23 protein-coding genes and 1 tRNA gene are annotated in these 26,554 nt (G+C 31.3%); 11 read left to right on the top strand and 13 right to left on the bottom strand.

Features of this window, described 5'->3' with window-relative positions; all coding sequences use genetic code 11:
* The first annotated feature begins 56 nt into the window (after window positions 1-56).
* The 3 genes from AB2B44_RS02860 to AB2B44_RS02850 are packed head-to-tail and all read left to right on the top strand — an operon-like array spanning window position 57 to window position 2,601.
* A complete protein-coding gene (locus AB2B44_RS02860; RefSeq protein WP_369048037.1) occupies window positions 57-782 on the top strand; it encodes a polyprenol monophosphomannose synthase in 726 nt (241 codons plus the stop codon).
* Complete coding sequence (locus AB2B44_RS02855) at window positions 779-2,119, top strand: dihydroorotase (RefSeq protein ID WP_369048036.1); 1,341 nt, start codon at window positions 779-781, stop codon at window positions 2,117-2,119. Before AB2B44_RS02860 ends, AB2B44_RS02855 begins: the two co-directional genes overlap by 4 nt.
* 38 nt (window positions 2,120-2,157) lie before the next feature.
* Window positions 2,158-2,601 carry a DUF4296 domain-containing protein gene (locus AB2B44_RS02850; protein ID WP_369048035.1) on the top strand — a complete coding sequence of 148 codons (444 nt, stop codon included), beginning with the start codon at window positions 2,158-2,160 and terminating at the stop codon, window positions 2,599-2,601.
* A 20-nt stretch (window positions 2,602-2,621) separates the two neighbouring features.
* Here the strand turns inward: AB2B44_RS02850 and AB2B44_RS02845 are convergent, their stop codons facing one another.
* Window positions 2,622-3,152: a TrmH family RNA methyltransferase gene (locus AB2B44_RS02845; RefSeq protein ID WP_369048034.1), complete on the bottom strand. Its 531-nt coding sequence runs from the start codon at window positions 3,150-3,152 to the stop codon at window positions 2,622-2,624.
* A 90-nt stretch (window positions 3,153-3,242) separates the two neighbouring features.
* Here AB2B44_RS02845 and mutS point away from each other — a divergent pair, with 90 nt between their 5' ends.
* Window positions 3,243-5,852: a DNA mismatch repair protein MutS gene (gene mutS, locus AB2B44_RS02840; protein WP_369048033.1), complete on the top strand. Its 2,610-nt coding sequence runs from the start codon at window positions 3,243-3,245 to the stop codon at window positions 5,850-5,852.
* Window positions 5,853-5,872: 20 nt separating this feature from the next.
* Here the strand turns inward: mutS and AB2B44_RS02835 are convergent, their stop codons facing one another.
* Window positions 5,873-7,120: a D-alanyl-D-alanine carboxypeptidase/D-alanyl-D-alanine-endopeptidase gene (locus tag AB2B44_RS02835; protein WP_369048032.1), complete on the bottom strand. Its 1,248-nt coding sequence runs from the start codon at window positions 7,118-7,120 to the stop codon at window positions 5,873-5,875.
* A gap of 114 nt (window positions 7,121-7,234) precedes the next feature.
* Between AB2B44_RS02835 and AB2B44_RS02830 the strand changes: the two genes are divergently transcribed.
* Both AB2B44_RS02830 and AB2B44_RS02825 read left to right on the top strand, forming a co-directional pair.
* Window positions 7,235-7,516, top strand: a complete 282-nt coding sequence (locus AB2B44_RS02830; RefSeq protein ID WP_369048031.1) for a twin-arginine translocase TatA/TatE family subunit — start codon at window positions 7,235-7,237, stop codon at window positions 7,514-7,516.
* A 7-nt stretch (window positions 7,517-7,523) separates the two neighbouring features.
* Window positions 7,524-8,078 carry a phosphatase PAP2 family protein gene (locus AB2B44_RS02825; protein ID WP_369048030.1) on the top strand — a complete coding sequence of 185 codons (555 nt, stop codon included), beginning with the start codon at window positions 7,524-7,526 and terminating at the stop codon, window positions 8,076-8,078.
* Here the strand turns inward: AB2B44_RS02825 and AB2B44_RS02820 are convergent, their stop codons facing one another.
* Window positions 8,079-8,720 (bottom strand): O-methyltransferase, encoded by a 642-nt coding sequence (locus AB2B44_RS02820; protein WP_369048029.1) that lies wholly within the window; start codon window positions 8,718-8,720, stop codon window positions 8,079-8,081.
* A 318-nt stretch (window positions 8,721-9,038) separates the two neighbouring features.
* Between AB2B44_RS02820 and panB the strand changes: the two genes are divergently transcribed.
* The 3 genes from panB to AB2B44_RS02805 all read left to right on the top strand — a co-directional run bounded on the left by panB (window position 9,039) and on the right by AB2B44_RS02805 (window position 11,200).
* A complete protein-coding gene (gene panB / locus AB2B44_RS02815; RefSeq protein ID WP_369048028.1) occupies window positions 9,039-9,857 on the top strand; it encodes a 3-methyl-2-oxobutanoate hydroxymethyltransferase in 819 nt (272 codons plus the stop codon).
* A 4-nt stretch (window positions 9,858-9,861) separates the two neighbouring features.
* Window positions 9,862-10,800: a 2-hydroxyacid dehydrogenase gene (locus tag AB2B44_RS02810; RefSeq protein ID WP_369048521.1), complete on the top strand. Its 939-nt coding sequence runs from the start codon at window positions 9,862-9,864 to the stop codon at window positions 10,798-10,800.
* Window positions 10,801-10,909: 109 nt separating this feature from the next.
* A complete protein-coding gene (locus AB2B44_RS02805) occupies window positions 10,910-11,200 on the top strand; it encodes a hypothetical protein (RefSeq protein ID WP_369048027.1) in 291 nt (96 codons plus the stop codon).
* A 79-nt stretch (window positions 11,201-11,279) separates the two neighbouring features.
* On the opposite strand, the gene AB2B44_RS02800 is transcribed toward AB2B44_RS02805, so the two are convergent.
* Window positions 11,280-11,756, bottom strand: a complete 477-nt coding sequence (locus tag AB2B44_RS02800) for an Hsp20/alpha crystallin family protein (protein ID WP_369048026.1) — start codon at window positions 11,754-11,756, stop codon at window positions 11,280-11,282.
* 307 nt (window positions 11,757-12,063) lie between these two features.
* Here AB2B44_RS02800 and AB2B44_RS02795 point away from each other — a divergent pair, with 307 nt between their 5' ends.
* Window positions 12,064-13,023, top strand: coding sequence for a type IX secretion system membrane protein PorP/SprF (locus AB2B44_RS02795; protein WP_369048025.1), 960 nt, complete (start codon window positions 12,064-12,066; stop codon window positions 13,021-13,023).
* Here AB2B44_RS02795 and murI read toward each other — a convergent pair.
* On the bottom strand, window positions 13,020-13,814 hold the full coding sequence (gene murI / locus AB2B44_RS02790; RefSeq protein WP_369048024.1) for a glutamate racemase: 795 nt from the start codon (window positions 13,812-13,814) through the stop codon (window positions 13,020-13,022). The two genes, AB2B44_RS02795 and murI, sit on opposite strands and share 4 nt — an antisense overlap.
* Window positions 13,815-13,853: 39 nt before the next feature.
* The gene (locus AB2B44_RS02785) at window positions 13,854-14,534 is read right to left on the bottom strand and encodes an SCO family protein (protein WP_369048023.1); all 681 of its coding nucleotides are present in this window, start codon (window positions 14,532-14,534) and stop codon (window positions 13,854-13,856) included.
* A gap of 224 nt (window positions 14,535-14,758) precedes the next feature.
* On the opposite strand from AB2B44_RS02785, the gene rseP reads away from it, so the two are divergent.
* On the top strand, window positions 14,759-16,105 hold the full coding sequence (rseP, locus tag AB2B44_RS02780) for an RIP metalloprotease RseP (RefSeq protein WP_369048022.1): 1,347 nt from the start codon (window positions 14,759-14,761) through the stop codon (window positions 16,103-16,105).
* Window positions 16,106-16,178: 73 nt separating this feature from the next.
* On the opposite strand, the gene AB2B44_RS02775 is transcribed toward rseP, so the two are convergent.
* The 7 genes from AB2B44_RS02775 to sprA all read right to left on the bottom strand — a co-directional run bounded on the left by AB2B44_RS02775 (window position 16,179) and on the right by sprA (window position 26,552).
* On the bottom strand, window positions 16,179-16,652 hold the full coding sequence (locus AB2B44_RS02775; protein ID WP_369048021.1) for a hypothetical protein: 474 nt from the start codon (window positions 16,650-16,652) through the stop codon (window positions 16,179-16,181).
* 182 nt (window positions 16,653-16,834) lie between these two features.
* Window positions 16,835-16,916, bottom strand: a tRNA-Leu gene (locus tag AB2B44_RS02770).
* A 251-nt stretch (window positions 16,917-17,167) separates the two neighbouring features.
* Window positions 17,168-17,737, bottom strand: a complete 570-nt coding sequence (locus tag AB2B44_RS02765; protein ID WP_369048020.1) for a DapH/DapD/GlmU-related protein — start codon at window positions 17,735-17,737, stop codon at window positions 17,168-17,170.
* Window positions 17,738-17,931: 194 nt separating this feature from the next.
* Window positions 17,932-18,660 (bottom strand): energy transducer TonB, encoded by a 729-nt coding sequence (locus AB2B44_RS02760; protein WP_369048019.1) that lies wholly within the window; start codon window positions 18,658-18,660, stop codon window positions 17,932-17,934.
* Window positions 18,661-18,725: 65 nt separating this feature from the next.
* Window positions 18,726-19,112: a VanZ family protein gene (locus AB2B44_RS02755; protein WP_369048018.1), complete on the bottom strand. Its 387-nt coding sequence runs from the start codon at window positions 19,110-19,112 to the stop codon at window positions 18,726-18,728.
* Window positions 19,078-19,458 (bottom strand): glycine cleavage system protein GcvH, encoded by a 381-nt coding sequence (gene gcvH, locus AB2B44_RS02750; RefSeq protein WP_369048017.1) that lies wholly within the window; start codon window positions 19,456-19,458, stop codon window positions 19,078-19,080. Before gcvH ends, AB2B44_RS02755 begins: the two co-directional genes overlap by 35 nt.
* Window positions 19,459-19,490: 32 nt before the next feature.
* Window positions 19,491-26,552: a cell surface protein SprA gene (gene sprA / locus AB2B44_RS02745; protein ID WP_369048016.1), complete on the bottom strand. Its 7,062-nt coding sequence runs from the start codon at window positions 26,550-26,552 to the stop codon at window positions 19,491-19,493.
* Window positions 26,553-26,554: the final 2 nt, after the last annotated feature.

Raw genomic sequence — 26,554 nt, 5'->3', positions numbered from 1 at the left:
AGAAAGAAATTAACGTATCTTTGTTAATTATTGTCGAAATATCGAAAAATTAAGTAATGTTTGACACTTTAGTTATTATTCCTACATACAATGAAAAGGAAAATGTAGAGGCTATTATAAGAGCTGTTTTTAGTCAAGAAAAAGAGTTTGATGTTTTAATTGTTGATGATAATTCTCCCGATAAAACAGCCGATATTGTAACACAACTTCAATCAGAATTTGCCAATAGATTATTTTTAGAAAAAAGAAAAGGGAAAAACGGCTTAGGTACTGCTTATATTCACGGATTTAAGTGGGCAATTGAAAAAAAATACGATTATATTATAGAAATGGATGCCGATTTTTCGCATAATCCTAAAGACTTAATACGATTGTATAATGCTTGTACCATAGAGGGTGCCGATGTTTCTATAGGCTCTCGTTATTCGAAAGGAGTTAATGTAGTTAATTGGCCTATGCAACGCGTATTATTATCTTATTTTGCCTCTAAATATGTGCGAATTGTTACAGGAATGCCTTTGCACGATACTACAGCTGGTTTTGTTTGTTGGAAACGACAAGTTTTAGAAGCCATTAACCTTGATAAAATTAAGTTTGTTGGGTATGCTTTTCAAATAGAAATGAAATATAAGGCTTGGAGACTTGGTTTTAATATTAAAGAAGTATCTGTAGTTTTTACAGATAGAACCTTAGGGGAATCTAAAATGAGTGGAGGTATAGTGTATGAAGCACTTTTTGGTGTTATAAAAATGCGATTTAGTAAATTACCAAATAAAAAATGAAAGAAAAAACACTTATAAAGAACGCAAAAATTGTTAATGAAGGAGCTATTTTTGAAGGCGATTTACTAATTGAAGGCGAGTTTATAAAACAGTTAGCAAAAAAAATAGCGCCAACAGAAGATGTAAATATTATCGATGCCAAAGGCAGCTATTTGCTTCCTGGAATGATTGATGATCAAGTTCATTTTAGAGAGCCAGGGCTAACCCATAAAGCGAATATTGCTACTGAGAGTAAAGCGGCTGTTGCAGGAGGCATTACTTCATTTATAGAAATGCCCAATACCGTTCCGCAGGCAACTACCCAAGTATTATTAGAAGAAAAATTTGCTATTGCTAGCAAAACATCGTATGCTAATTATTCGTTTATGTTTGGTGGTACTAATGATAATTTAGAAGAATTATTGAAAACCAATTCTAAAACTGTCGCAGGAATAAAATTATTTTTAGGCTCGTCTACTGGAAATATGTTGGTAGATAATGAAGCGGTTCTTGAAAAAATATTTTCTTCTACCGATATGTTAATTGCCGTGCACTGCGAAGACGAACAAACCATTAAAAAAAACACGCAAATATTCAAAGATAAATACGGAGATGATATTCCAGTAAAATATCACCCTATTATTAGAAGTGAACAAGCGTGTTATTTATCATCATCTAAAGCCGTTGCTTTAGCAAAAAAAACGGGTGCTAGATTGCATATTTTTCATTTATCAACCGAAAAAGAAACACATTTGTTTCGAAATGATATTCCGTTAGAAAAAAAACAAATTACAGCCGAGGTTTGTGTGCATCATTTATGGTTTACGGATGCGGATTATGATGAAAAGAAAACATATATTAAATGGAACCCTGCTGTAAAAACCCTAAAAGATAAAGAAGGGTTGTGGAAAGCCTTACTGGACGATAGAATTGATGTTATCGCTACAGACCATGCACCACATACAATACAAGAAAAAGATAATGTATATACTAAAGCTCCAAGCGGAGGGCCGTTAGTACAACATGCGGTGGTTGCTATATTAGAAAAAGTTAAAGAGGGGGTTATTTCTATTGAAAAAGCCGTGGAGAAAATGAGCCATAATCCTGCAAAAATTTTTAAGATAGATAAACGTGGGTTTATAAAAGAAGGGTATTATGCAGATTTATTTTTGGTTGATACCAATAACCCTTGGAAAGTTTCTAAAGAAAATATTTTATATAAATGCGGTTGGTCTCCGTTTGAAGGAACAACTTTTTCTTCTAAAATCACACATACCTTTGTTAACGGAAAGCTAATGTATAATCAAGGTGAATTTAACGAGAAAGACAAGGGTGAACGATTAATTTTTAACAGATAATTTTATAGGTTCTGAAAAAAATAGCCGATTCAAACAACATGAAACAAATTTCATATATTTTTTTATTCGTTTTTTTAAGTGCATGTACTAGCAATACAATTTATAAAAAACCTAAAAACTTAATTCCGAAAGACACGATGGAATTTCTTTTAGAAGATATGTTTATTGCTTCATCTGCTAAGTACGTAAATAATAAAAATTTTCAAAAAAACATAAATTATATGCCTTTTGTGTACGAAAAATATAAAATTGATAGTACGCGGTTTAATGAAAGTAATGTATACTACACTTCTAAAATTGAAGAATACTACGAAATATTAAAAAAAGTAACAGAAAATTTAGAAAAAAGGTATAAAACAGCAGCTGCAAAACGAGATTCTTTACAAGATAACAAAAACAGGATTAAAGACACAATTAAAAAAGAAAAGAGCGAGTTAATTGAACCTGTAAGCACTAAAAAAATAGATACTGTTTTTAAATAATAAGACTCTAAATTTTACTATTATTTTGTCATTTTCGAAAATAAATCCCACAGAACAATTCCGCAACTTACTGAAATATTTAACGAATGTTTAGTGCCTAACTGCGGAATTTCGATACATTTATCTGAAGCTGAAACTACTTTTTGTTGTACGCCTTTTACTTCATTACCAAATATTATTGCATATTTTTCATTGGGTTTAGGTATAAACGTATTTAACATTGTGCTTTGTTCTACTTGTTCAATGCTGATTACCTTAATTTTTAAGTCTTTCAGTTTTTTAACTAATAAAAAAGTGTCTTCTACATACTCCCAATCAACCGACTCAGTAGCGCCTAAAGCTGTTTTGTGAATATCTTTATTAGGCGGCGTAGCAGTAATACCACACAAATAAATTTTTTCAATCAAAAAAGCATCTGAAGTACGAAAAACAGAACCGATGTTTTGTAAACTTCTAATGTTATCTAATATTACAATTATGGGTGTTTTTTGGGTGTTTTTAAACACATCAACACTAATTCTGCCTAACTCATTATTTTTAAGTTTTCTCATACTTTTACAAATAAATTCACTAACAACTAAAAACCGAAAAACTAAACACTTTTCATATCTTCGCAAAACTAATTTAAAATTTCTGAAAAATTGGCTAAATCTAGCGGCAAAAAAATTACTCCTTTAATGAAGCAGTATAACAGCATCAAGGCAAAATACCCAGATGCAATGTTGTTATTTCGTGTGGGAGATTTTTATGAAACCTTTGGAGAAGATGCTAGAAAAGCTGCTGAAATTTTAGGTATTGTTTTAACTAAAAGAGGTTCTGGTAGTGAAAGCGAAACAGCTTTAGCGGGGTTTCCACACCATTCGTTAAACACATATTTACCCAAATTGGTAAAAGCTGGGTTGCGAGTAGCAATTTGTGATCAACTTGAAGACCCTAAATTAACGAAGCAAATTGTAAAACGAGGAGTTACTGAGTTAGTGACCCCTGGAGTATCGTTAAACGATGAAGTGTTACAAACCAAAACCAATAATTTTTTAGCATCGGTACACTTTGATAAAAAACAAATTGGAGTTTCTTTTTTAGATATTTCTACAGGAGAATTTTTAGTGGCGCAAGGTAATGAAGAATACATTGATAAATTATTGCAAAATTTTTCGCCTAGTGAAGTTTTAGTTCAAAAACAAAACAAACAACGTTTTTTTGAATTATTTACCAATCGATTTCATACTTTTTTTCTTGAAGATTGGGTTTTTCAAAAAGAATATGGAGAAGAAACATTAATCAATCATTTTAACGTTAAAAATCTTAAAGGTTTTGGTGTTCAAGATTTAACATTTGGGTTAATTGCTGCTGGGGCTATCATGTATTACCTGTCTGAAACGCAACACAATAAACTTTCGCATATACAATCGCTTAGTAGAATTGTTGAAGATGCCTATGTGTGGATGGATCGATTTACTGTGCGCAACTTAGAATTGTATAATCCAAATTCGGTAAATGCTGTTACCCTTATAGATATTATTGATAAAACCATTTCACCGATGGGTGGGCGGTTGTTAAAACGTTGGTTAGCTTTACCTTTAAAAAATATAGAGCAAATTCAAAATCGTCAAGAACTAGTTAAGTTTTTTATAAATTCTGACGATTTTTTTAAAACAGTAGCTTATCAATTAAAACAGATTTCTGATATAGAACGATTAATTTCTAAGGTTGCTACAGGTAAAGTTTCTCCAAGAGAAGTAGTGTTGTTAAAAAACTCGCTCAAGGCTATATTACCTATAAAAATAGCAGCTGAAAAAAGCAATAATAAAGCGGTAAATCAGATGGGTAAACGCTTACACGATTGTAATGAGTTAATCGGTAAAATAACAAATACCCTTTTTGAAGATGCTCCTGTACACATTAACAAAGGAAATAGTATTGCGCTTGGGGTTAATCAAGAATTAGATGATTTACGAGTTATGGCAAACTCGGGTAAAGAATATCTTAATAGTTTATTGGCTCGAGAAACCGAACGAACAGGTATTACTAGTTTAAAAATAGCTTTTAATAATGTTTTTGGCTACTATATAGAGGTTAGAAATACGCATAAAGATAAAGTGCCTGAAGAGTGGGTTAGAAAGCAAACTTTAGTGAATGCCGAACGGTATATTACCGAAGAACTTAAAGAGTACGAAACGAAGATTTTAGGAGCAGAAGAAAAAATACAAATTTTAGAAGAAGAAATTTTTCTAAAACTAATTCAATACATTATTCAATTTGTGCAACCTGTACAGCAAAATGCTCAAGGTATAGCTCAAATAGACTGTTTGCTTTCGTATGCTAAATTGGCAATGGAAAATAGTTATGTGTGCCCTAAAATAGATGAAAGCACCGATATTGAAATTAAAAATGGACGACATCCAGTTATTGAAAAACAATTACCTATAGGTGAAGAATATATTGCTAATGATGTAGTTTTAAATCAAAATCAACAGCAAATAATTATGATTACGGGGCCTAATATGTCGGGTAAGTCAGCTATTTTACGTCAAACCGCTTTAATTGTTTTGTTAGCGCAAATGGGAAGCTATGTGCCAGCACAAAATGCTCGTATTGGTGTGGTTGATAAAATTTTTACTCGTGTAGGCGCAAGTGATAATATTTCAATGGGCGAATCTACTTTTATGGTAGAAATGAATGAAACAGCATCTATTTTAAATAATATTTCTCAACGTAGTTTAGTGTTATTAGACGAAATTGGACGAGGCACTTCTACCTATGATGGTATTTCAATTGCTTGGGCAATTGCAGAATATTTACACGAACATTCATCGAAGCCCAAAACTTTGTTTGCTACTCATTATCACGAGTTAAATGAAATGACTACCACTTTTGAACGAATTAAAAATTTTAATGTTTCTGTTAAAGAATTACAAGATTCTATTATTTTTTTAAGAAAATTAGTAGCTGGAGGAAGTAATCATAGTTTCGGAATTCATGTGGCTAAATTAGCAGGGATGCCTAATATGGTAATACATAGGGCTACTAAGATATTAAAACAACTAGAAGAAAACCACTCGCATAACGAAGTAAAAGACACTTTGAAAGAAGTGCAAAACCAAGATATGCAGATGAGTTTTTTTCAGTTAGACGACCCGCTTTTAGAAGAAATTAGAGAAGAAATTTTAACTACAAATATTGATACGTTAACACCTATTGAAGCTTTAATGAAGCTTAATGAAATTAAACGCATGTTAACTAAAAAGTAAAAAGGGATTAATTTTAGCGTTTAATACGTGTCTCTTAACCATTCAAAAGTAGCTTGCATCTGTTTTTTAACGTCTTTTGTTTGGTGTAGAAAATGATTATTCATGTAACTAAAAACTAACACTTTGCCGCTATTGGTAACGAGGTATCCGCTTAAATTGTAATTGTTGCCTAAGGTTCCTGATTTTGCATAGATATAAGGTGAGGGGTTGCCTTTATACCAGCTTTTTAAAGTGCCCGATTTGCCACCAATAGGAAACAAATTAAAAACCCTTTTTTTAGAAAACTGTTTGTACATTTTAGTTAAAACGGTTACGAATGATTTAGGGGTAAATAAGTTATACCTACTTAAACCCGAACCATCAACCCAACGTGGTTTTTGTTCTAAGGTTTTTAATTGATTTGCTAACATAAATTGTATTGCTTTTTTTGAGCTTAATGTGTCAGAAAGCGTAGAAGAGGCTAAAATCAAAATTTGTTCTGCTAAAAAATTATCGCTTAACTCCATCATTCGTTTACATAATGAGTCTCTAGGTATGCTGTAGGCAATTTTAGAAAGAGGTTGTTTGTGATTGTTGATAATTGAAACTTTATTAGGAGCTATATTATTCCATAAATTAGCAATTAAAGCACTGTCAATAAGTATTGGAATCTCAGTTTCTTTTGTGCGATTTTTAGCATAATAAAAGTTGTTTTTATATTCATCTCTACCATAAAAATTATCGGTAAGCGTTACCTTATTTTTAAAATAGGAAGGGTAAATTTTTAACGAATCATTTTTTTTACTTATTGTTATAACGTCTCCGTACATAGGAAAAGCACTTCTTTCGGCACTAAAATAGGCGTCAAAATCTTCCCAAGCCCAACCAGGACCATAACGCTTATCAGAAATATTATTAATAATTAAATGAACATTTTTAAACTTTTTAGTCTTTTTTAAAGCTGTACTATCGTTAAAATAAGGGTGAAGAAAGCTAGGGTCTCCAGTACCTTGAATAGTAATGGTATCTTTATTTACCGCATATTTAAAAGCGGGTATAGAATCGGACAGCATTTCTAAAGCTGTAAAAAGGGTAAAAATTTTAGTGTTACTTGCAGGAGTAAAATATTTGTTACCATTGTAATTATACAGTGTTTTATTTGCAACAATATCATATATGTATAGCCCTGTAAACTGGTTGTTAAAAAAAGAAGTGTTTGTTTTTTGGTTGAGTGCTTTATGTAGTTTTATTGATTTGCAACTAGTAATTATTGCGATGAATAAAAGCATTAAAATTACCTTTTTAAAAAACATTTTTTTAGGCGTTTCATAATTGAATTCTAAAATACAATTATTTTAGAATAAAAAGCATTGTATTTAAAAAATAATTACCTTTGCAGAGGTATGGAAACACATTTTTTATTTATAGGTGGGCCAGAAATTTTCGTAGTATTACTCGTTGTGGTAATGGTGTTTGGCGCAGATAAAATTCCAGAAATTGCTCGAGGATTAGGGCAAGGAATGCGACAAATTAAAGATGCTACAAACGAAATTAAGAAAGAAATTAACGAGAGTGCAGAGATAAAAGATATTGGCTCTGATGTTATTGGCGATATCAACAAGGAAGTTAAAAAAGTAAAAGACAATATTGACGATTTTACGGGGTCTATAAAACGTAATATGTAACGACGTTGTGCTAAATCAACTTCAATATTACGACAATCAAATAATTCTTTTTCTAAACTCTTTAGGCGGTTCTAATTCAGATTCTTTCTGGTTGTTTATAACTCAAGCTCTAAATTGGGTGTGGTTATTATTTTTAGCTATTTATTTGTTGTTAAAACTATATGGTTTTAAGAAGGGGCTTCAGCTTTTTTTAAGTGTGCTATTTGTAGGGTTAGCTGCATTAATCATTGTTCATTTTATAAAAATTGGTATAGGCAGAATAAGACCTAATAATAATTTAGAAATAGTACATTTATTACGATTACCCATAAAACCCCAAACCTATAGTTTTGTGTCGGGTCACGCCACTTTTTCTACGGCAGTAGCTATACAGCTTTATAAAATACTAAAAAATAAAATACGCTATACGTGGTTAATTTTTATTTTTCCAATATTGTTTTCGTATAGTCGATTGCATTTGGGGGTGCATTATTTATCTGATATCTTATTTGGTGTTTTACTAGGATTGCTTATAGGTAATCTAGGGTGGTTAATTACAAAAAAAGTAGTATTTAAAGATTAGTTATTTTACTCGGCTAATTGTTAATCCGTCACGAATAGGTAGTAATACTGTTTCTATTCTTTCATCGGTATTTAATAGCGTGTTATATGCTAAAAGTGTTTGGGTGTCTATATCTTTTACCGCTACTTCTTCAACTACTTTGCCACTCCATAACACATTGTCTGATAAAATAACCCCGCCTTTATTCATTTTGTCAATAATTAAATGAAAGTAGTTAATGTAGTTTGATTTATCAGCGTCGATAAAAACTAAATCAAACTTTTGTTTTATTGTTGGTATAATTTCTATGGCATTACCCACATGTTGTTGTATTTGATTTTTATAAATTGATTGCTCAAAGTATTTCTTCTGTAGCTCTTCAAGTTCTTCATTTTTATCAATGGTGTGTAATTTACCATTTTTTTGTAGTCCTTCGGCTAAGCAGAGGGCTGAATAGCCTGTATATGTGCCAATTTCTAAAATTACTTCAGGGTTAATTAGTTTTGAAATCATAGCGAGTACACGCCCTTGAAAAGCGCCGCTTAACATACGCGGATTTAAGACCTTTTGCCAAGTTTCTCTTGTTAATTCTTTTAACAAATCAGGTTCTGGCTGCGAATGGTTTATAATATAATTATTTATTTTTTCTGGTAAAAAATCCATATAATAGGTGTTAAGGGTAAGTGTAAAGAATAGGAAGCAAAAATAAAAAAATGGAGTCTATATTTTATAATAAACTCCATTCCAATCTATCAAAAAAAATCAAAAAATTTCGAATTTCCGAAACATCAATCACTATTTTTTGTTTTGTTTGCGTTTTATATATGGTTATAAATCTTTTTTATAATTAGATGACTATTTCTGCGTAAGTAACTAAAAAAATAACAATTTTAGGTAATTTAATAACTAAGATTAACAAAAGATTAACGTGTATATAGTCAAATAAAAATGCCTATTTTTACCAGAATTTAAACAAATAAAATGTCAGTAGCAAAAAAAGAATATAAACGAATTACAGTAAAATCGTTAGTAGAAATGAAAGCAAACAACGAAAAAATTTCGATGCTTACTGCGTACGATTTTACCATGGCAAAAATAATAGACCGTGCAGGTGTAGATGTAATATTGGTAGGTGATTCAGCATCTAATGTTATGGCAGGTCATGAAACCACACTACCCATTACGCTAGATCAAATGATTTACCATGCAAGTTCAGTTGTTCGTGGTATTGAGCGTTGTTTGGTTGTTGTTGATTTGCCTTTTGGTAGTTATCAATCTGACCCTAAAGAAGCGCTTCGATCGGCGATTAGAATTATGAAAGAAAGTGGCGGACATTCTATAAAGCTCGAAGGAGGTAAAGAGGTAAAAGAATCTATAAAACGAATTTTAAATGCAGGTATTCCTGTAATGGGACACCTAGGGTTAACACCACAATCTATCTATAAATTTGGTACGTATGCTGTGAGAGCTAAAGAAGAAGAAGAAGCAGAAAAATTAATGGCAGATGCTTTAATGTTAGAAAGAATAGGGTGTTTTGCACTTGTTTTAGAGAAAGTGCCAGCCAAATTAGCTCAAAAAGTTGCTGAAAGCTTAACGATACCTGTAATTGGTATTGGTGCGGGTGGTAAGGTCGACGGGCAAGTTTTAGTAACACACGATATGTTAGGTATGACACACGAATTTAATCCTCGTTTTTTAAGACGTTATCTAGATTTGTATTCAGAGATGACCAATGCTTTTGAGCAATATAATGCAGATATAAAAACGCAAGATTTTCCTAATGAAAAAGAGCAATATTAAGCCAATGAAAATACTGCATTTAGATAGTAACCATCCTCTTTTAATTAATCAATTAAATGATTTGGGGTTTATTAATGATGAAGATTCTACCTCTACTAAAGAAGAGGTAGAAGCTAAAATTCATTTGTATGATGGTGTAATTATTAGAAGTAGATTTACTATTGATAGCTCTTTTTTAGACAAGGCTATTAGGTTAAAATTTATTGGGCGTGTAGGTGCAGGATTAGAGAACATTGATTGTGAATATGCAAAAAAGAAAGGTATTGAATTAATTGCGGCTCCAGAAGGAAATAGAAATGCTGTAGGAGAACATACCTTAGCAATGTTATTATCTTTGTTTAATAAATTAAATAAGGCAGATCAAGAGGTTAGAAATGGAATGTGGCTTAGAGAAGAAAATCGAGGTATTGAACTTGATGGTAAAACGGTAGGGTTAATTGGTTATGGTAATATGGGTAAGTCGTTTGCAAAAAAACTACGTGGTTTTGATGTGACGGTGTTGTGTTATGATATAAAACCTGATGTGGGTAATGAAAATTGCCGGCAAGTTTCGCTTAAAGAGTTACAAGATAAAGCGGATGTGTTAAGCCTACATACACCAGAAACCCCACAAACCATTAACATGGTGGATACTGATTTTATTAATAAATTTTCAAAACCTTTTTGGTTAATAAATACCGCTCGTGGAAAATCAGTTGTTACTAGTGATTTAGTAAAAGCAATGCAAAAAGGTAAAATTTTAGGAGCAGGGTTAGATGTGTTAGAGTACGAAAAAAAGTCGTTTGAAAATTTGTTTTTAAATAACAAAATGCCAGAAGCATTTCAATACCTTGTAAAAGCAGAAAATGTAATTTTATCTCCGCATGTAGCAGGGTGGACTGTTGAAAGTAAGCAAAAGTTAGCGCAAACTATTGTAGATAAAGTTAAGGCTAAATTTTATTAGCTTTCTATATTTAGACTGAAATAAAATAGATTTTTTACAATTAATCTGATAGCAATTTTTTATAGGTTTTTTGTACCTTTGAAAGGAGTTAACTTAAAAAATAACAAAAATGGATGAAAATAAAAAAAACATAGAACAAAGTTTAGAAGAAGGTGTTGATAAGGCTAAAGAAATGGCAAATAATATAGGTGAAGATGCTAAAGAGGCAATCAATAGTGCAAAAGAAAAGATTTCTGAGGTTTTATCAAGCGAAAATGTTGAAAATATAAAAGAAAAAGCTAGTGAAATTGTTGGTGAAGCAAGCGAGCAATTAGCTGATTTAGCAGAAGATGCTAAAGAAGGTGTTGAAGAAGCGGTAAAAAAAGGAAAGAATTTTTTTCAACGATTGTTTGGTAAGTAATTTACAAGAGTTGTTTAAATAAAAAAGCTGTTTAGAATTAATTCTAAACAGCTTTTTTATTGGAAACCAAAATAATCGATTAAGAAACCGCTATTGTTCTTGTAGGCTTTTCTTTAGCTTCTTCTTTTTTAGGTAAAGAAATGTGTAAAATACCATTATCGTAATTTGCATTAATTTTATCGCCATTTACACTTTCAGGTAATGTAAAAGTTCTTTTGAATGACGAATATCCAAATTCGCGGCGCGTGTAATTTTCTTTTTTATCTTCGGTTTCTTCTTTAATTTCTGTTTCGATGGCAAGTATTTTGTTGTCAAGATTTATTTTAAAATCAGATTTTTTTAACCCTGGAACCGCCATTTCTACAATAAAAGCTTCAGGGGTTTCTTTAATGTTTACCTTGGGTAAACTAATGCCTTTATTAAAATTTGATGTAAATACAGATGGTAAATCGGTATTAAAAATATCACCAAACAAATTAGCCCAACTCGATAAACTATCATTTGAATTTTTGTGTGCTAAACTTCCATTTTTAGAGGTGTTAACTATATTACTCATAACTAAATTTTTTTAAATTAAACATTTTTTAGATTAAAGTCTTTATAAACTTCGAGTAGTAATTCGACAATTAAAATGCCAAAATTGTAAAAGCTCTAATTTTACTTTTTTTGTTGTAAAAAATGCATTAAATAACAATAAAAAAGACAAAATGGCGTTTATAAGTGACTTTTTGACTGTTTTTAATGCTGAGGTGAGGGGGTAAAATAAAAAATATAATGGTGGTATTTAAATTTAAAGGAAGATTAATCTTTAACTAAAATATGATATATTTGGGTTTTATTTATTGTTTATGCGGCGGTTTTTTTTGAAGTTTTTATTTTTTGTATACTTATCCTTTTTTGGTTATACAACTGCTATAACTGCTCAAGAAACGTTGCCTATATTTTCTGATTATTTATCGGATAATATTTTTTTAATTCACCCTGCTGCGGCTGGAGTAGGAACTTGTGGTAAATTACGATTAACCGCAGGAAGATATTGGAAAGATAACGAATTACAAACCTTAAGTTTTCATAGTAGTTTGGGAAATGAATCAAAAGCAGCTGCAGGATTAATTGTTTTTAACGATAAAAATGGTTATCATGCTCAAAAAGGCTTTCAAGGTACTTTTGCTTATCATTTAGATTTTTATAATGGAAATAAATTTAATCAATTATCATTTGGTTTATCGTTAGCCGCTGTGCAAAATGAGGTAGATCAGCGCACTTTTGCTGGCGACCCAACTGTACGCCAAATAATAGAAAGTAATTTTTATTACAATGCCGATGTAGGAGTAGCTTATCACTATGGTGGTTTATCATCATATTTTACAGTAAAAAATGTGCTTTTATCAATAAAAGATGGATTAAATAACGACCTTGAATATTTAAATGTACGCAATTTTGTATTGCATCTGAGTTATTTTTTTGGAGATGAAGAAAAAATACAGTACGAGCCTTCTTTGATGCTTCAATATAGAGATGCTACTTCAGAAATGTATGCTGATATTAACTTTAAAGCGTACAAAAAATTTGAAAAAGCACAATTGTGGTTTGCTCTTTCATATAGAACTAATTTAGAACAAAATAACATACAAAATTTACAACAATTTACCCCAATAATTGGTGCAAATATGGGGCGATGGATGGCTTCTTATACTTATGCAAAACAAACAGGAAGCGTTGTTTATTCAAATTCGGCATTTCACCAAATAACCTTAGGGGTAAATCTATTTTGTAAAAGGCCAAGGGCTACAGCTTGTCCAAATATTAATGGTAGTTTTTAAAAATCTAAGTATTTAACGCTTGCTTTTTTGTAATCAGCTAATATATTTTTTAAAACAGTAGTATTTTTATTGCTAAAGAACTGATAGTTAGGGTTGTTGTTTTCGATTTGAATCAAATGGTTCTTTTCTAAAATAGCTTTTGTTTGTCGAGCTACAGCTTCGCCAGAGTCAATGATTTTTACAGTATTACCTACTATTTTTTTTAGTTTAGGTATTAAATAAGGGTAATGTGTACAGCCTAAAACTAAACAATCTATTCCTTTTTTTAGCATAGGGTCGGTATATTTTTTTAAAAGAATATCCATTTTTTTTGAATCGATTTTTCCCTCTTCTATTAGTTCAACTAATCCTTCTCCTACTTGCTCTACAATTTCTATATTACTTCCTATTTTACTCGATGTTTTTTCAAATAAATCACTATTTAAAGTTCCTTTAGTTGCTAAAATTCCGATACAATTAGATTGGGTGGTAAGTGAGGCAGGTTTAATAGCTGGTTCAATTCCTATAAACGGAACAGTATAGTTTTTTCTTAAATAACCAATAGCATTAGTAGTCGCTGTGTTACAGGCTACTACAATAATTTTACAATTTTTTTTTAAAAGAAACTCAGTGTTTTTTATGCATAACTCAATTATTTCACTTTTTGTTTTTTCACCATAAGGAGCATTAATGCTATCTGCTAAATAAATGGTGTTTTCATTAGGTAGAAGTGCGTGTATTTCTTTCCAAATAGAAGTTCCTCCGATACCCGAATCAAAAATACCAATAGCATGTTGAGTTTTTATAGTCATTATAAATAATAAGCAGCGAAACAAAGATAGCTTAAAATCTTATTTTTTAGCGTACTCTTGTTTTAGCAAACTAATATCTTTAATAATTTTTTGCATGTCTTCTTTTTTGGTTCCGTCATACATGCCTCGAATTCGGCGATCTTTATCTACTAAAATAAAGTTTTCGGTATGAATAAAATCGTTTTCATCGCCATTTCCATCATCTAAAACCGCAAAATAACTTTTACGAGCTAAGTTGTAAATTTCTTTTTTATTACCAGTAGTAACATTCCATTTTCCATCAATTACGCCTTTACTTTCTGCATATTTTTTTAATACAGAAACACTATCTATAACTGGGGTAACCGAGTGTGATAAAAACATTATATCATCGTCGTTTTTATAATATTCTTGTAACTCACTCATGTTATAAGCCATAGCAACACAAATAGTTTTACAACGTGTAAAAAAGAAATCGGCGATATAAATTTTACCATCATAATCAGTATTGGTAATGGTATCGCCATTTTGGTTAATTAGTTTAAAATTGGCAATGGTATGATTCTTTTTTTGATTTCTAATCGATACATCAACTAACTGGGGGTTAACATCTGCTGGATTATATATCGGTAATCGTTCATCCGTTTTTTGTAAGTGATATATAACAGGGATACTTATTGCTGAAAAAAGAATAATAAAAAATAAGGTATATTTAGATTTGCTAAAAAAATTAGATTTCATTTAAAAGTATTGTCTTTATATAAAAATAAGTGCAAATTTAATTGATAATAAAATACATTGCACTATGTATTTTGTTTTTTAACGTTTACTTTTTTGTGTAAAATAGACACTTGTTATAGTGTAATTTTAAATCTATGTTAAAAGACCAATAACCTTTGCTTGCTTTCTTTTTCTGCTTTATATAAAAGTGTACATTTGTAGCTTAATTTTTTGATACATAATTAATGGAAATAGTTATTAAGGCATTGCAATTTATTTTAAGTTTATCATTACTTATTGTGTTGCACGAATTGGGGCATTTTATTCCTGCAAAATTATTTAAAACAAGAGTTGAAAAGTTTTATTTATTTTTTGATTATAAATTTTCTTTATTTAAAAAGAAAATAGGAGAAACGGTCTATGGTATTGGTTGGATTCCGTTAGGTGGTTATGTTAAAATTTCGGGAATGGTTGATGAAAGTATGGACACCGAACAATTGAAAGAGCCGGTTAAACCATGGGAATTTCGAGCCAAACCAGCATGGCAACGTTTAATAATTATGTTAGGTGGGGTTATTGTAAATTTTATTTTAGGATGGTTTATCTATGTGATGTTGATGTTTACTTACGGAGAAAAATATTTGCCCAATCAAAGTATTAAAGATGGTGTTTGGGTACAAGACCAGTTAGCTAAAGATTTAGGACTACAAACAGGGGATAAAATTATTACTATAGACGGTAAAAAAATAGAAAAATTTGGTTCGCTTTCGATGGAGTTTATTAACGGGAACAAATACACTATCGAACGTAATGGCGAAATAATTAAAAAAGATATTCCTGTTAATTTTATTTCTAAATTAGTTGATAGAGGTAAAGATGCAGGACCTTTTATAACTCCTCGTTATCCTTTTGTTATTGGAGGAGTAGTGAAAGATTCATTAAATGGTAGTTCAGATATACATCCAAAAGATATTATAACGGCTATTAATGGGCAACCAATTACGTATTTTGATCAGGTAAAACCAGTATTACAAACCTTAAAAGGACAAGACGTTACCTTAACTTTAAAACGGCAAGGTCAAATTAAAAACATACCTGCTAAAGTTTCTAATAGTGGAAACTTAGGTGTTGTTTTAGGGGCGTTGTCGTTAACAGATTTAGAAAAATTAGGATACCTTTCTTTAGCAGAAAAAAAATATTCATTTATAGAAGCAATTCCTGCAGGAACTCATAAAGCGTGGAATACATTGACAGGTTATGTAAAACAATTAAAAAAGATTTTTAATCCGAGTACGGGAGCTTATAAAGGATTAGGTGGTTTTATCTCAATCGGTAGTATATTTCCATCAGAATTTAGCTGGCAATCTTTTTGGAGCATTACGGCATTTTTATCAATCATGTTAGGTTTTATGAATTTATTACCTATTCCGGCTTTAGATGGCGGACACGTAATGTTTACCCTTTGGGAGATGGTTACAGGTAAAAAACCAAGTGATAAATTTTTAGAATATGCACAAATTGTAGGGTTTTTATTGTTGGTTTCTCTGTTGCTTTATGCTAATGGAAACGACATTTTTAAATTGTTTAAGTAAACAATACTATAAAAACGTTTTTATAAAGAGTCATAATTATAATAGGTGATAAAAGTTAATTTTATCAATATATTTATTTGTAAAGCTTTGTATCTGTTTCTTGTACATTTTTTATTTTAATATATTTAGTTTTTCCATTTTCAGTATAGCTTATAACGGCTTCGTTTTTTGCTAATTTAAAGCGAGGTTTTTTCTTTATTTCAGGTAGTTTATTGCCGTATTCTTTTTTGCCATTATTATGCAAAATTAAATTGTTTTTAAAGCTGTTGGTGTTGAAATGACCGCTTACGTAATTTGTACCCTTAATAGTTTGTAATTCTACTTTTGTTTGTTTGTCTCTAAAATAGATACTATCAAATTTTATTTTTTGATTGCTTTGGTATGCTAATCTAATCCAAGTACCACTAGTTCCAGGTATACCACCAACGTAATTACTATACGTTGCTTGATTAATTGTAAACGGAGGTTTTTTTTCAAATAATAAGCTTTTACATTCAAAAAAACTAATCGTAATAATAATCCACCCAATAATTTTTGTTTTGTTCATTTTAAAAGATTTGTTAAAAAAAATCAAGTATGATGCCAAAGTACAAATTTTAGAATTGGTTATGTAATTTTATAAGAATTAAGGTGTGTTGTATTTTATGTAGGCACACAAAATCACGGGATAAGCAAGTGTTAAAAATAAAAAAAAACTATTGAAAATCAATTGATTAACAATAGTTTTTGTACTCGAGGTGGGAATCGAACCCACACTCCCGAAAGAACTGGATTTTGAATCCAGCGCGTCTACCAATTCCGCCACTCGAGCCTAGATGGTAACAGACTGCAAATCTATAAAATAATTTTTTATAGTCTTTACTGAAATTGCATTTTGTTTTATAAAAAAACAAACCCACTCATGGAAAATGAGTGGGAAAATTGCTATGAAAAAGAAAAAGAAAGTGGTTTAAAAAACCACTTCTCAAATATAAAACTTTTTTAGAAAATAAAAATATTTTTTTTTCATTATTTTATATAAAAGCTACTTCGGTTATTTAATCGAAATAATAGGGTTAGATATTACAATTTAAAAACACGATTGTTTTTTAATTGGTATTTTTCGTTGCTTTCAGGGCAGATAGCTATATTTTCATTGTTAAATATTAATCGATGTCCGTATTGGCTGACCCAGCCTATTTGTTTTGAAGGGTTTCCAACAACTAAGGCATAAGGTAAAACTTCTTTTACAACTACAGCACCTGCGCCAACTAAAGCATATTCGCCAATTGTATTACCACAAACTATGGTTGCATTAGCACCTATACTAGCTCCTTTTTTTACAAGAGTGGTTTTGTATTGATTGCGCCTGTTTATTGCACTTCTTGGGTTTGTTATATTGGTAAACACCATTGAAGGTCCTAGAAAAACATCGTCTTCACAAATAACACCTGTATAAATAGAAACGTTATTTTGTATTTTTACATTATTGCCTAAAATAACTTGTGGTGATACCACTACATTTTGACCAATATTGCAATTTTGACCAATTATAGCCTCAGGCATTATATGGCTAAAGTGCCAAATTTTGGTTTGTTTTCCAATGGTGCATCCGTGATCTATTACTGCAGTTTCGTGAGCAAAATATTCCATGATAAAGTAGTTGTTATTTTAAGGTAAAAATACAATATAAATCTTTTAGGGTTTGATTTATTTGTCTTTAATAATAAAAATTCAAAAGTTGCGTTTGTTTAAATGTTTTAGAACTTAGGATGTTAAAATTGTAATATTACCCAATAAAAAATGCAGCCGAATAGCTGCATTTTTTATTGGTTTATTTAGGTTTCTTATTCCACATTAAAAGTAATTGGAAGTGTATAACCAACTCTTACGGGTTTGCCTCTTTGCTTACCAGGTTGCATTTTAGGTAATTTTTTACCAAGCCTTATAGCCTCTTCTTTTAATCTAGGGTGAGGCGCTCTTGCATTGATGTCAGTAATACTACCATCTTTATCAATTTTAAAAATTAAATATATTCGCTTTCTACCTGGTGACAACCCTAACTCATTTGCTAAGTCTGCATTAAAGTTTCTACGAATAAATTTTTGTAACTCTTTATTTAAACACTCTGTTTTTTGCTGTTTCGTACCTTTACATCCAGGGTAAACAGGAACCTCTTCGATAATAGCAAAAGGAACATCTTCTACTATTTCAGGTTCATCATCACCAGCCTCTTGAATTTCTTCTACTTCAACAGCTTCAGATTCGTCAGTTTCGGTAGTTTCTATTACCGTTTCTTCTACTTCTTTATCATCTTCTACCTTTTCTATTTTTACAGGTGGTGGTGGTGGTGGTGCTTTAGCGGGTGGTGGTGGTGGTGCTGTTTTTTGAATAACTAGCGTTTCTTCATCAATGTCATTCGACATATTTGCTGCTCCTAATTGAGCTGCTTTTTTTTGGTATGTTTTATTTTCCATAGCAACATATGTTATAAATAGGGCTAAAACTAACCCGATTAACATAAATAACTTGCTATAGTTTTCTAAATTTGATTTTGGATTTTTTTTAATTTCCATCCTAAAAAGTTTTTATACAGTTCGCTAATTTACTTATTTTTTTTTCACTTATACAAGTATAAATATTAAATACCTTGTTTTTTATTGAAAAAAATTAAAAAAATAGTTAAGGCTATCAAAACTCCAGCCGAATTTGCTATCATATCAAAATAGTCAAAAGTTCGGTAAGAAGTGAGAACACCTTGTAAAATCTCAATAATTATGCCATAAATAATACATGCGAATGCAACTATAAATACGGTCTTTTTACGAGAAAGCTGTTTTTTTAAAGCAATTAACCATGTTAAGGTTAAAACGGAATAGGCAATAGTATGTTCAACTTTATCTATATTAGAAAAGTTTATGGGCAATTTACCTATTCTTATTAAACTTAAAAACAAGATTAATAAGGTAATAAATAAGGCTATGTAAAAGTTTTTATTGGTTAATAAGTTCTTCGTATGCTTTAGCATCTAGTAATTCTTCTAGCTCGTTAGTATCGTTAATTTTTGCTTTAATCATCCAGCCTTCACCATAAGGGTCTTTATTTACTAGTTCGGGTTCGTCTTCTAAAGCTTCGTTAAATTCAATAATTTCTCCTGTTACAGGCATAAATAAGTCTGATACTGTTTTTACCGCTTCTACTGAGCCAAAAACTTCATTTTTTTCAACGGTTTCATCTAAGATGTCAATATCGACATAAACAATATCGCCTAATTCGTTTTGAGCAAAAGCTGTAATACCTATGGTTACGATGTCTCCTTCAATTTTAACCCATTCGTGGTCTTTTGTGTATTTTAATTCAGATGGAATGTTCATTGTAATTGTTTTTATTTATAAATTTATGTTTGTTAATTTCCTAAGTTATATGTTAAATTAATTCCGGCATTAATAGCTTGTCTCGGAAAAGTGGTTGAAATAGCGTAATTAAAGGTTTGATGGTTGTAATAAAAAGAAGCGGTTAAGTTTTTATTTAAATTATAGTCTGCTGAAAATTTAAAACCAAATAACTTTTCACCTCCCGTAATTTGATTGTTTTCAATTTCGATTGAACGAATTTGAGTAATATTATCTCTAAGCGAAATATCACCTCTTAAATTAATGTCTCCTTTAAGAGTTTCTTTTTTTCCTGCAAAACGGGTATTAACTTTTACATCTTTTATTCGGTATCCAAAACCAAAAACGTATTCGGTTCCTTTAATATCGGTTAATGTGTTATTGTTGAAATTAAGTGTTAACGTTCTGTCTTTTCTTATTTCTCCTTTAAAAGATAATGAACTTAGGGTTTTTAAATTTACACTGATTAAAGGAGAAAATTCATCAATTAATGTTGTGCTATTAATTAATAATTTTGGTTGATAATTGCCTGTTGCTGAATTAGTAGCGCTAGGGTTGTTTGCTTCGTATAGTAGATTGTTTGTGTATCCTTCAATTGTGTAGGTTGATTTGTAACCGTGTGATATAGAAAATGATGAAAAATTCTTTTTAAACCATTTGTTACTCATAAAACCACTATAACGGAAGGTCCAATTAGGAAGAGGGAAATTTTTAAAAATACCTGTATTTACAGTATTCGGATTTTTACCAGAATAGGCAGCTATAAAGGCTGGTAGTAAGGTTTGTTGTCCGTTTTTTCTATAACCCGCATCTGTGGTGTTGGGTAATCCTGTTTCAGCAGATAATCTGTTAGATAGGGTAGTTCTATAATCTCTAAATTTTTGAAATAAAGCATCACTATTACTAAAAGCAGTAGTTAGCATAAAATAACTAGTACTAAAATTACCTGTTTCAAAAGATTTAATGTCTGTGTTTAATGTTCTGTTTTCGTATTGGTTTGTAGAGGTATTATAGTCTCCAATAACATCTAACTGTCTATTTACTATGCTATTTTTAATGTTGTTAGCTTGTAAATCGATGTTAAAATTTTTAAAAGGTTTTACAGTAAGGTTGTAATTTAATTTATTACTAAACGATTTGTTATAGTTTTTGTTTGTGTAAGCATCGTTTATATTGTTGGGATCACGAGTAATTAGCCAGTTGTTTTCGATAGCGGTGTTTAAAATTTCGGTTTGGCTACCAAAAACAAATCCTAAAGAAGGGGCTAACCCTCCGTTATAATTGTCTCTGCCTAAAAATCCAACTGTAGGTATATATCCTTGTAACAAGGTTTTGTTGCTTTCGGTATAATTAACTTTAGCACTTTTAACCATGCTAAGTACATCATAGAATCCTTTGGCTATTTTTTGTCCTGTAGAGGCATTTTTTCTTTGTTTATTTTTTACAAATAGTTTTTCTAAGCGAATATTTTTGTAAAACCTATCAAAATTTAACATTCCGCCTAAACTGTGTTCGTTTGAGTTTTGAACCATATTACCTACTTGGTTTACATAGCTTTGCGAAGCTGCTTTCCAATCAAAATCTGCGGTATAGCCGTATTCTGCAGTAATGAAATTTAATATAGGTATTTTATTTATAGGTATTTTATAGGTTCCGTTTAGGGTTTGATGGTAATGGTCTTGGCGTCCGACAGTAAAAAATTTGTCGAAAATATTTAAATCTTCTTCTCTTCCAAAGCTATCGTATATATAATTATTTGAGGTGTTAAAGTTTAATTGTAATGATTTTGTTAGATTAAAACCAATAGCATAATCCCAATTAAACAAAAATCTACGCTGTTTTAAGGTAGGTTGTGCAGATAGCCCAATATCAATTAAATTTCTAGATTGTTGTTCGTTATAATTTCTATTAACATTTGAATTTATCGAAAATAAACTAGGCACAGGATTAATGTTAAAATCTTTAATTAATTGTAACCACTTGCTTGACAGTTTTTTTGATTTTTTAAAAGGTTCAAACGACCAAGGGTTAAAATTAAAATTATAACTAGCACTGGCCATAACGTTTTGATTTAAAGAGTTTTCAATATTATAATCTTTATGAAACTCCTCGTTAAAGCTGTATGAGACAGAGAAATTTTCTACATCGTAAAATTTAGGTTTTTCTTTACTTTCGGTATTTCTGTTTTTCTTTATATTGGTAAAACTAATACTTTTTCTACGGGTATAGTCTTGTGCGTTTTTACTGTTGGGGTTTAGATCTTTTGCATCTTCAAATTTCACATCTTGGTACTGAGGGTCAAATTCGGGATCTCTAAATTCTTCACCGTAACTATAGCTCATTGGTATTTGCATGTTCCATTTAGGAGGCATTACTTTACCTAATTGAAAACTCGTAGATACATTGTATTGTTTTACCTCTTCAATGCTTCTTTGTTGTACTCTGTCTTCTACGTTACCAAAGCCCATAGTAGACATGCTTCCTGATAATGATAAATTAGCTACGTCGGCTAAATTAGCATCGGCATTAATTACGGCTGCCCAACCTCCTTTATTATCAAATCCAGATGAGCGTAGTTCGTTAAACCAAATTTCGGCACTTTGGTTTGTATTTGAATTATTTTTTACCCCTAGCATTACGGTTCGTATTGCAGCAAGGGTTGGGTTTCCCTTTACTCGAATAGTCATTTGGTTAGCATCATCTGTAGACGGGGCAGGGTATATTTGATTTACAGCTAAACCAGCAGCATCGCGTTGTAATTTTAGTTTTCCTAGTTTTTCTAATAATACGTTTAAATTATTTGCTTCGGGCCATACATCGGTTTGAACTAAACTATTTGTAGTAGATAGCTTTAAAGGCATTTCTATTTGATAAAAATTTTCGTTTAAGTCGGTACCTAATCTAATAATGGCAGCCATATCACCATTTTGCACATTGCTTCCATGTATAGGTTCGGCATGGATAAACATTTTTAAATTTTTGTATCTACGTAAATCAATACTAATGTTTTTATATATTGTTCTAACCTTATTGCTTGGTAAATCGGTTACTTTTAAACTTACTGATTGCTCGTTTTGTGCTTGAATTCTATTTGTGCCTTGTAATTGTTCTCGCTCAATACCTGGAGGTAAAACATAACGATTTTCGTTTTGTTCAATATTTACTACACCTACTTCAAAATTATTAACTTCTTCAGGAGTCAGATTTTCTTGAGGTGTAACCGAAGGGTCTAAAGTTTTTGTATATCGTCGCCAATCGCCTCTAACCAATTCTAATTCTCCCATACGCAATACTATAGGCATTTTAAACTTGGTTAAAAATATGCGCATAAAACGAATGCTGTTAAAATCGGTAATTCCTCCTATTTTTTGAGCGTCGGTTACATTACGAATTGGAATTCGAAATTGATACCACGTAGTGCTTCTAGTGGTTCCGTTTTCAAGGGTAACAGTAGTTGTTTTTTTATCTACAATGTTATTGGTTCCTTTTACTAAATTGTTTTTATTTAGTGATATTTTATATTCAAAATAACTATTTACCGAATTCATGGTTTGATCCTTATTAATATCTTCGATATCTGGATAGGTAGTTGAAGAAGTTGGATAGGATTCGGTTGATTGATTTGCTGTAGGTGAATTACCTTGAGTATTGTTGTAATATTTATATCGTGTTATTATTGAGGCATTTTCAGCATCTAGATTTTTACCTCTAAAATATTGAAAGTTATCGCCAGCAGGATCTTTTAAATCAGCAAATGCAGGATATTTTTCGCGCTCTTCATCGTCGGTTAACCCATCTAGCCCTAAATCTTGATGCACCCGAGCCCCTTCATCGGCATCAAAGGCATATAAAACAGATTGGTTAAATGGAACGTCACCCCAATTGGTTTTTATAATATTAGTACCAGTTTTGTTACCATCTGGAGGCAACCCATTTTCATATTGTTTACGTCCATCACGCAAAATATCTTCTGATATATTTCCTAAATCAATATATAGGTCTCCTACCTGGTTGATTGGGTCTGAAGGATTTATACCTGTAGGAACCCCTTCGGCTTGAGTTAACGAATAATGGTCGTAAGGGTCCATTAGCCAAAATTGAATATACTCTACATTGGCTTGCTCAAAATTATTAGTATTTAATGGCCGCATTATACCTGCCCAGCGATCTTCAGGATTTACCGTTGAGCTATTGTAATTGTACGCCCCTCTTTCGGATGGAAAATAGGCTAAATCAAAGGTTCGCACAAAATTTAGTTGGGTAATGTCTAATTGCTCATTTGGAAAAAGTTCTGAGTATCGTACTTGACGAGATTCCTCTCTTGATAGTTCGTTGTTATTAATATTATCAGGTTTGTTGCTTCCTTTGGTGTAAAAAAGTTGGTCAATACTATACCATGCTAATCGACCTCTTTTATCATTATAACTTACATCATCGGTAACCTCACCATTAAATCCTTGAGAAATAGGTGTGCTTGCGGTAAACCATTGTGAAGGAGCGCCTATGTTTATAGGTACTTGCGAGCCTTCAAAATCGTCTATATACGAAGTTGCAGCGCCGTTAATATCAATACCTTTTGGCGACCCTGGTAATAGGTAAGCCATGTCGGTACGAACGGATAGATTAGAAGTTGCATCGGTATCTACAAAAGGAAGTTTATTTGCTAATTTAGTTAAAAAAGGTACTTCTGTTGAATAATTTACATTAACCCCTAACATAATATTGTTAATAGGCTCAGCACCGAAATTTACCTTGGGTGTAATCGGTTTTTCGTTAACATTTAAAAAAGTACCACCAAGAATAAAATTATCTGAAAAACGATGTTCAACATCAATTCCTATAAATGATTTTCGTTGTTGATTAAAAAATGAATTGTTTTCTACAGATGCATTTATAGGGATACCTGACGACTCTAATCCTGGATCCAAAATTTGTACACTTCCGTAATTATAATCAACTACATAATCTATCCCTTCAACAAGGGTTCTTCCACCAGCAGTAACTTTTACCGATCCTCTAGGAATATTATAAGCGCCTAATGAAATACCTCTGCCGCCTTCTGCTTTATAATAACCTTTTAAAAAGAATTTATCTTTGTGTTGGTATTCGTTTTTTGCTTGAGCTTTGGTGGTTAAGTATAATTCGGGGAAAGTATATTTTTCTTGATCAGCATTAGTAGTTAATACTTCTTTTAAATCGTTACCAAAGGGTTCTGTTTCTGGAAAAATAACATATCCTTTCGCTGAGTTTACCGTTACACCTTCTACATAATCGAAAAAACCATCACCATCAGGTACAGCGTATTCGCTCTGATCTAATTTATCTAGATTAAAGAGGTTTAATAATGTTTTATTGGTTGTATTTGGGGTAGTCGCATTTTGTAAGGTGTTTTGTAAAGTACCTGTTTGATCGTCTCGGTACATTAATTCAAAACGAAATCCGTCTCTTTGTAGCGAATAAGCTCCTAGAGCATATACGTTTTTCATCATTAACCGCCAAGTAGGAAAAGATTGCGATTCATCATTAGGTCTGGTAGTGGTTAAAATTTCGCTACGTAATAATTTTACTCCGATATTAGCAGGAGCAACTACAGCATCATTAGAAAATTCACCCACTCTAAAAACAGTTTTATTATTAGAAGCACCAACAACAGTATATTCGTATGCAACAGCTAATACTTCACCGTCGTTTAATCTTCTGTTTAAAGAAATAAACCCTAATTGAGGGTGTAATGTAAACTCATCGGGTTGTAGTTTTCGGGCATTTTGCAAATACGAATAGTCTATACCTTGTTGTACATTGGTAACACCAATACTGCTGTAAGCAGAATTAATGGTAGAAACATCTCTAATTCCGTTAGTCGTTTCTTCTAATAACGTATTTAAATTGTTAGCTTCGTTATAGGGTAAATTGGCAGGTTGTCCGTTTACAAAAACTTGTGCAGGGCTTGCATCTGCTTGTACAGAAGCATTTACTAAATCGGTGTCTTTAGATTCCCCTAAATCGGCCATAGCAACAATGCTTCGGTAATCTTTTACATTGGTATTTTTATTGGTAATCCAAACCTCAATTTTTGTAATCGTTATCGGACTAGCTATTAATGGATAATTTTTTAATGCGTTTTTATAAGTATCTCTAAAATATTGTGATAAAAAAAAGTGCCGATCATTATCGTAATCAGTTGCTCTTAGCTCAAAAGGTTCAATATTAGCACCACCTCTAGCCACAACAGTTTTGCTTTCGGAGTTTTGTTGCGAAAAAGCTGCTGTAATATGAGTTTTACCAAATTGCAATTCAGTTTTCACCCCAAATAAGGCCTGCGCCCCATTTATTAACGAGTTTTTTATAGGCATGCTAATATTACCCGCTTCAATGTTTTGCAAGATGTCATCTTCTGTAGGGGTGTATTCTAATTTTATTAAATTTTGAAAATCGAATGTAGATTGCGTATCGTAATTAGCAGTAACATTAAGTCGAGTACCTACCTTTGCTTGTAAACTGGCGCTAATTTGCTGGTCAAAATCAAATGTAAAACTACGTTGGTTTTCGATTGAAATTTGAGGGTTTTCAGTTTTTTGATAGTTTGTGCCAAGTTTTATATTTACCTGCCCTTTAGGCGTTACTTCAACAGCATTACTACCAAAAATAGATTCGAAAAATTTAGAATTTACATAATATTTAGGAAGTAAGTTTTTTTGATTGTTATTATTCCCTTTTTTCTTGGTGTTTGTAGCGGCAACTTTTTCTTTAAAATAATCTTTAATATCGTTTTTTAAACGGTATTTATCATATTCTTCAGGGCTTAAAAAAATAGGAGAGCTGACATAGTAATCGCCTATTTTTTCAACGATTACAAATTTATTAAGTTGGCTATCGTATTGTATAGTGGTTTTAGAAGGGTTATTTAAAAATAGATTACCTACACTATTGTTTTTAAAGTTGTATTTTAACGGTATAACAGTGTCGCGTTGAATAATTGAAGCACTACTTTTTTTCGTTTTAGTTTGCGAAAAAAGCACGAAACTTAACAGAAGGCTAAGTGTTGTAAATAGTATATCTAAAAATAATTTTCTCAATC

This window comes from Tenacibaculum sp. UWU-22, from assembly GCF_041021355.1.
Classification (GTDB): Bacteria; Bacteroidota; Bacteroidia; order Flavobacteriales; family Flavobacteriaceae; genus Polaribacter.
The sequence above is the reverse complement of the archived record's forward strand: the minus strand, read 5'-3'. Positions and strand labels throughout refer to the sequence as shown.